The sequence below is a fragment of the Rothia sp. HMSC069C04 genome (assembly GCF_001812895.1).
Lineage (GTDB): Bacteria > Actinomycetota > Actinomycetes > Actinomycetales > Micrococcaceae > Rothia.
The window spans coordinates 246,173-252,994 of sequence record NZ_KV810736.1; the positions used below are offsets into that span (position 1 = coordinate 246,173).

Consider the following 6,822-nt stretch of genomic DNA (forward strand, 5'->3'; position numbering starts at 1 on the left):
TTTTCGCGTCATATTGCATCATATTCCGCTAAACCCTCGTTTTTTATGCGGTTCGCTTCTAGTCTTGAAATATAGAAAGAATATGTCCTCACCGTATTCTTTCAATCTATCGCCGACACTCATTTTCTCGCATCATTAGACGCGCTGTTGTTTCTTCTCATGCGAGGGTTAACGCTCAGGAGCCCGCAATGCAGCAACCGTATCTTTCTTCTCCTCCCGAATCTGGAGGCGTCCCCCACCGCTCTGCAAAGAACCCCGCGGAGGCACAGGGGCAGCACGCCGGTGTGCATATTCCGTGGCGCTCTTCTGCGGCCCCCTCAGCAGTGAACGCTTCGACTGCAGTGGCTGAGCCTGTTGTTGCTTCTGCTGCGCCCGTAGCGTCTATGAGCGGTCCTGAACGTACGTTTAGGGTCCCGCACCCGGTGCTGAGTGCTATCTCGTGGCTGATTGCGGCTGCGAGCGCTGCGTGGCTTGTGATTCTGGGCGTCTCGTTGGCGTTGAATGTCGCCTCGGGTGTGAGTCACGATTCTGAGTTTATGATGCTAACCTACGGCGTGTACATGGCGTGCGCGTTTGGGTTCTGCTGTTTTGGCACGTTTTTTGCTCTGCATTTTGGGTTGGGGTCGAGCGCTCATTGGCGTGATTCGATTCGTCACCCGCATCACCCGCATTAAAGGTTTTTCTTTTCCCCGTGTGGTTTTGTGGAGAGTTTTTAGTTCTTTTATTTGAACTCTCGTTTTAAATATTTTGGTGTTTTTCTTTAAAATTCATGCGAAAAATCTAGGCTACGGAGTATTTTCAGAAACGCTCATATGAAAGAAGCCGCCCGGCGCATCACAGCAGGATGCACCGGGCGGCTCCTTACGGGGCTTCAGCCATCTTAGGTTGCACACTCAAAGGGGTTCAGGAGCCGAACATGCAGACGCTCAAAATCTTTGACATTGCGCGTTACGAGAGTAAGACCATGAGTCAAAGCAGTTGCAGCGATCCATGCGTCGTTCTCCGGCGCTTTATCCGGCACGTGAAGCCCTGCACAACAATCAGCTACAGCTCCGTCAATGACAAGAGTTCGTTTCTGAAATTTCTCTCGAACTGCCAAAAACCACTCACGCAGATAAGCACCTTGTATCGGATCTTTACGCTCCATAGCAAGCACACCGCGCTCTAGTTCCATAAGGGTCACGACGCTAATATAGAGTGGCTTTTCTGAATAACGGCGAAACCACGACTCAAAAACAGGGTCAGCCTTACCGCGTGAGAGCTTCCACAACTCAGAAATAATATTGGTATCAAGCAGGTACATCGTTGTCCCCTAGAACTCTACAATGGGGCGCTGATGTGCGGAACGTTCTGCCGTGGGGAATTCTTCGGGCAGGTCCATACCTTCAGCAGGTTGAGGGTAGTTTGCGAAGAAATCATACAGGGAAGAGCTCTCATTCTGGCTACGCGAATACTCTTCATAGGTCATAAGGACATAGGTGGGTTCACCACGCTTAGTGATAATAACGGGTGATTGCTGAGCCTGCTTCTGGGCTTTGGCGAGATTTTGGTTGAACTCGCGGCTGGTCATAACGGTCATAATTTCCCCCTTGCTGCTCACGACATGAAAACATAAATAATGTAACTACGTAGCTACATTATATTTTCCTTTCAGTACTACGACAACCCCTCCATCTTCAGACCCGCTATATATCGTTAGGAAGATACGAAGAAGCCGCCCGGCGCATCACAGCAGGATGCACCGGGCGGCTCCTTCACAGGCTCCCAGCTACAAAGCTAGGTAGCCCACAGCGGGATTACTCCCACTCAATGGTTCCCGGGGGCTTGGAGGTAACATCCAGCACCACTCGGTTAACGTCCTTGACCTCGTTCGTAATACGGTTCGAGATCTTAGCCAGCAGGTCGTACGGCAGGCGCGACCAGTCAGCGGTCATTGCGTCTTCCGAAGAGACCGGGCGCAGAACAATCGGGTGGCCGTAAGTACGGCCGTCACCCTGAACACCCACGGAACGAACGCCAGCCAGCAGAACCACGGGGCACTGCCAGATGTGCTCGTCCTGACCTGCTGCGGTCAGCTCTTCACGCACGATAGCATCAGCGGCACGCAGGGTCTCCAGGTTCTCGCGGGTAACCTCGCCGACAATGCGGATGCCCAGGCCGGGGCCGGGGAACGGCTGACGTGCCACGATTTTCTCGGGAACGCCGAGCTCACGACCGATAGCGCGAACCTCGTCCTTGAACAGGGTGCGCAGCGGCTCCACCAGTTCGAAGGTCAGGTCGTCGGGGAGGCCGCCCACGTTGTGGTGGCTCTTAATGTTTGCGGTGCCGTCGCCGCCGCCGGACTCGACAACGTCCGGGTACAGGGTGCCCTGGACCAGGAACTTGATGTCTGCGCCCTCTTCGCCTGCTTCGGCAATCAGCTTGCGCTGTGCCTCTTCGAAGGAGCGGATGAACTCGCGGCCGATAGCCTTACGCTTCGCCTCGGGCTCGGTGATACCCTCGAGTGCGGAGAGGAAACGCTCCGACTCGTCAATGGTGATGACCTTAATGCCCATGGATGCTGCGTAGTCCTGCTCAACCTGTTCACGCTCGCCTTCACGGAGCAGACCGTGGTCGATGAAGAAGCAGGTGAGCTGGTCGCCAACAGCCTTGTGCACAAGTGCTGCTGCCACGGATGAGTCAACGCCGCCGGAGAGCGCGCAGATAACGCGGTCGCTACCGACCTGCTCGCGAATCTTTGCGACCTGCTCCTCGATAATGTTATTGGTGGACCAGGTGGGCTTCAGGCCAGCCACGTTGTAGAGGAAGTTCTCCAGGGCGACCTGGCCGTAGTCGGAGTGCTTCACCTCGGGGTGCCACTGCACGCCGCCGAGCTTGCGGGACTCGTCCACGAACGCTGCCACGGATGCGCCGGGGGTCGTTGCCAGCACCTCGAAGCCTTCGGGGGCTTCGGTCACGGAGTCACCGTGAGACATCCACACGTTCTGGGTGGTGGGGGTGCCGGTCAGGAAGGAGGAGTTCTCAGCGCAGACGACGGCGTCGGTTGCGCCGTATTCGCGCAGGCCGGTCTGGGCCACGGTACCGCCGAGGGTCTGGGCCATGATCTGGAAGCCGTAGCAGATACCGAAGATCGGCACGCCGGATTCGAAGAGGGCCTTATCACCCTTGGGGGCGCCGTCGGCGTAAACCGAGGAGGGGCCGCCGGAAAGCACGATGGCTGCCGGGTTCTTGGCGAGCATCTTCTCGGTGCTCATGGAGTGGGGGACGATTTCGGAGTAGATGCCGGCCTCACGCACGCGTCGAGCAATGAGCTGCGCGTACTGAGCACCGTAATCCACCACCAGGACGGGACGCTCTTCGAGCTGGTCCAGGTTCACAGAGTTGGTCACGAAAATTACCTCAACGTGTTGGTACTAATCCGCGCACTTGCGCGGGGATATATCTATTTTACGCTATCGCTGTACGCCGCCGACGGCACGTAGCCACTCCCCCATCCCGGGGTTCCGCTACATGCCCTAACGGGAGTAGAGCGTGCGTATAGAAAGCACCGCCCGGCGACCGGCAGGCCAAAACCTACCAACCGCCAAGCGGTGATTCATGAAGCTACATTAGCCACGGTATGCGGGAACCACAGTCAGGTCCGCCTTCTGGAACTTCTTCAGGTCCAGGTAACCGCAGTTAGCCATCGCACGCTTGAGCGCACCGACAATGTTGCTGGTGCCGTCCACGTGGTGCGAAGGGCCGTACAGGACCTCCTCCAGGGAGCCTACAACACCGAGCGGGGTGCGCACGCCGCGCGGGAAGTCCAGCGAGTGCGCCTCGTTACCCCAGTACAGGCCCTGGCCGGGAGCCTCGGATGCGCGAGCCAGCGGAGCGCCCAGCATGACAGCGTCAGCGCCCAGTGCGAGTGCCTTCACCATGTCGCCGGAGCGGCCCAGGGAGCCGTCAGCAATCACGTGCACGTAGCGGCCGCCGGACTCATCCAGGTAGTCCGAACGTGCTGCAGCCACATCAGCGATAGCGGTTGCCATCGGTGCAGAAATGCCCAGGCCCTGACGGGTGGTCTGTGCAGAACCGCCACCGAAGCCCACCAGTACGCCGGCTGCGCCGGTACGCATCAGGTGCTTAGCCTGCGAGTAGCCAGCCACGCCACCAACGATGACCGGAACGTCGAGCTCGTAGATGAACTTCTTCAGGTTCAGCGGCTCGTGCGAGGTCGAAATGTGCTCAGCGGAGACGGATGCGCCGCGGATGACGAACAGCTCAACGCCAGCCTTCACCACGGTCTCGTAGTGCTCCTGGGTGTTCTGCGGGCTCAGGGAGCCGGCAACAACCACGCCGGAGTCACGAATCTCTTCCAGGCGTGCAGTAATCAGTTCCGGCTTGATCGGCTCGGAGTAAATCTGCTGCATGCGGGTGGTTGCGGAGGCGGGGTCCGCCTCGGGCAGCTCAACAATCTCGTCGAGCAGCGGCTGCGGGTCCTCGTAGCGGGTCCACAGGCCCTCAAGGTTCAGCACGCCCAGGCCACCCAGCTTGCCCAGGGCAATAGCGGTCGCCGGGGACATGACCGAGTCCATGGGCGCACCAATGATGGGGGTGTCGAACTTGAAGGCGTCAATCTGCCAGGAGGTATCGACATCGCGGCGGTCGCGGGTACGGCGGGTGGGAATGAGCGCCACATCGTCCAGGGAGTAGGTGGGGCGGGCGTTCTTGGAGAGGCCAATCTGAATTTCAGACATGGGGTGAATCCTTTCGAATTCGGTTTGAGGGGTGCCGCTGGGCGTTATTCGCGCCGATGCCCGCCCCGATACCCGAGCGGGTATGAGGCGGGCTCAACGGCGCATGGCGTGCACGCCATGCGGGGAATCATCGTTGGTGATGCGTATTAGGCGCGGTAGTTCGGTGCCTCAACGGTCATCATGATGTCGTGCGGGTGCGATTCCTTCAGACCTGCGGGGGTGATGCGCACGAACTGACCCTTGTACTTGAGCTCCTCGATGGTGCGGGAACCGACGTAGAACATGGTCTGGCGCAGGCCACCTTCGAGCTGGTGAATCACTGCGGAGAGCGGGCCGCGGAAGGGAACCTGACCCTCAATACCCTCGGGAATCAGCTTCTCTTCGCTGGAGACGTCAGCCTGGAAGTAGCGGTCCTTGGAGAAGGACTTGTGGCGGCCGCGGGTCTGCATTGCGCCGAGCGAACCCATGCCGCGGTATGCCTTGTACTGCTTACCGTTCATGAAGATCAGCTCACCGGGAGACTCGGTGGTACCAGCCAGCAGGGAGCCGAGCATCACGGAGTCAGCGCCGGCAACCAGTGCCTTGCCGATCTCGCCGGAGTGCTGCATACCGCCGTCAGCGATCAGCGGCACACCTGCCGGGATTGCTGCCTTAGCGGACTCGTTGATAGCGGTCACCTGGGGAACACCAACACCGGCGATAATGCGGGTGGTGCAGATGGAGCCGGGGCCAACGCCGACCTTCACGCCGTCAGCGCCGGCGTCGATGATTGCCTGTGCACCCAGGCGGGTTGCAGCCTGGCCACCGATGACGTCCACGTGTGCTGCGGCGGGGTCCTTCTTCAGGCGGGCAATCATGTCGAGCACGCCCTGGGAGTGGCCGTTTGCGGTGTCCACGAACAGTGCGTCAACGCCTGCCTCGACCAGGGTCATTGCACGCTCGTAGCCGTCACCGAAGAAGCCGATAGCGGCGCCGGCACGCAGGCGGCCGTCCTCGTCCTTGGTGGCCTTGGGGTACTGCTCAGTCTTGACGAAGTCCTTGAGGGTAATCAGACCGGCGAGCTTGCCTGCGTCGTCGATCAGGGGCAGACGCTCAATCTTGTTGTTGGACAGCAGTGCGAATGCTTCGTCCTTGGTGACGCTGGGGTGCGCGGTGACCAGCGGCATGGGGGTCATGATGTCGCGGACGCGAATGCCCTCGTAGTCGGAGCGGGAGATGTAGCGGATATCGCGGTTGGTGATAATACCTTCCAGCACGCCCTCTTCGCTGACGACGGGCAGACCGGAGACCCTGTAGTAGCCGCAGACCTCGTCGTATTCGGCGATGGTTGCGTCAGCACCGATGGTGACGGGGTTAATGATCATGCCGGACTCGGAGCGCTTAACGCGGTCCACGTGTGCAGCCTGGTCCTCGATGGAGAGGTTGCGGTGGATAACGCCCATACCGCCCAGACGTGCCATAGCGATTGCCATAGCGGAGTCGGTCACGGTGTCCATTGCGGCGGAAATGATGGGGGTGTTCAGGGTGATGCGCTTGGACAGGCGGGTGGAGGTGTCCGCATCGGAGGGGATGACGTCGGTGTTGCCGGGCAGCAGCAGCACGTCATCGTAGGTCAGGCCGGTGAAGCCGAAGGGATCCTCGGACAGAGCGGTGGGAATGGTCATTGTCTACCTTTCGGATGCTGGCTTCATCGGTGAGAAGCTCAGCCTATACGTTGCGTATGTCAAGATGCGGTACGACCCGTCTGCTCGCACCCCACAAGGTGGTTTGAGCGCAAACGGGAACAGCTTACCTTCTATAGTAAACCGCTAAAGGTTTCTTTGCTGAGAAGCACTCATAGTAAGCGCCCCCCAGCGGGAGGCTGTCGGCAGGTTCTAACGTCCCCACGAACGCGAGCGCATCCGAGCCTACCGACAGCGAGTGCCCGGTACCGCCTCCATGGTGGAGGGGGCGGCACCGGGCACACACACTATTTAGTCTTCTTCAGTTTCTTCGGGCTTCTCAACCACCAGGGTCTCAGTGGTCAGCACCAGAGCCGCGATGGAGGATGCGTTCTGCAGAGCCGAACGGGTCACCTTCACCG

At 59.4% G+C, this 6,822-nt stretch carries 6 protein-coding genes; 1 reads left to right on the top strand and 5 read right to left on the bottom strand.

All coding sequences use genetic code 11. The features are described from left to right. The first annotated feature begins 188 nt into the window (after nucleotides 1-188). Nucleotides 189-674, top strand: a complete 486-nt coding sequence (locus tag HMPREF2879_RS09315; RefSeq protein WP_141753023.1) for a hypothetical protein — start codon at nucleotides 189-191, stop codon at nucleotides 672-674. 206 nt (nucleotides 675-880) lie between these two features. Here HMPREF2879_RS09315 and HMPREF2879_RS09180 read toward each other — a convergent pair whose 3' ends face one another. From HMPREF2879_RS09180 to guaB, 5 genes are all read right to left on the bottom strand, one after another. Next, nucleotides 881-1,303: a type II toxin-antitoxin system VapC family toxin gene (locus HMPREF2879_RS09180; protein ID WP_083301090.1), complete on the bottom strand. Its 423-nt coding sequence runs from the start codon at nucleotides 1,301-1,303 to the stop codon at nucleotides 881-883. A 9-nt stretch (nucleotides 1,304-1,312) separates the two neighbouring features. Continuing rightward, the gene (locus HMPREF2879_RS03670; RefSeq protein ID WP_070593719.1) at nucleotides 1,313-1,579 is read right to left on the bottom strand and encodes a type II toxin-antitoxin system Phd/YefM family antitoxin; all 267 of its coding nucleotides are present in this window, start codon (nucleotides 1,577-1,579) and stop codon (nucleotides 1,313-1,315) included. A gap of 217 nt (nucleotides 1,580-1,796) precedes the next feature. Continuing rightward, nucleotides 1,797-3,389, bottom strand: a complete 1,593-nt coding sequence (guaA, locus tag HMPREF2879_RS03675) for a glutamine-hydrolyzing GMP synthase (RefSeq protein ID WP_070634852.1) — start codon at nucleotides 3,387-3,389, stop codon at nucleotides 1,797-1,799. 219 nt (nucleotides 3,390-3,608) lie between these two features. Further along, nucleotides 3,609-4,739 (bottom strand): GuaB3 family IMP dehydrogenase-related protein, encoded by a 1,131-nt coding sequence (locus HMPREF2879_RS03680; protein ID WP_049346421.1) that lies wholly within the window; start codon nucleotides 4,737-4,739, stop codon nucleotides 3,609-3,611. A 146-nt stretch (nucleotides 4,740-4,885) separates the two neighbouring features. Next, a complete protein-coding gene (gene guaB, locus HMPREF2879_RS03685; RefSeq protein ID WP_049346422.1) occupies nucleotides 4,886-6,403 on the bottom strand; it encodes an IMP dehydrogenase in 1,518 nt (505 codons plus the stop codon). Nucleotides 6,404-6,822: the final 419 nt, after the last annotated feature.

Coding starts and splice junctions, on each gene's coding strand:
- HMPREF2879_RS09315 (WP_141753023.1), top strand. CDS start 189: ATGCAGCAACCGTATCTTTCTTCTCCTCCCGAATCTGGAGGCGTCCCC.
- HMPREF2879_RS09180 (WP_083301090.1), bottom strand. CDS start 1,303: ATGTACCTGCTTGATACCAATATTATTTCTGAGTTGTGGAAGCTCTCA.
- HMPREF2879_RS03680 (WP_049346421.1), bottom strand. CDS start 4,739: ATGTCTGAAATTCAGATTGGCCTCTCCAAGAACGCCCGCCCCACCTAC.
- HMPREF2879_RS03670 (WP_070593719.1), bottom strand. CDS start 1,579: ATGACCGTTATGACCAGCCGCGAGTTCAACCAAAATCTCGCCAAAGCC.
- guaB (WP_049346422.1), bottom strand. CDS start 6,403: ATGACCATTCCCACCGCTCTGTCCGAGGATCCCTTCGGCTTCACCGGC.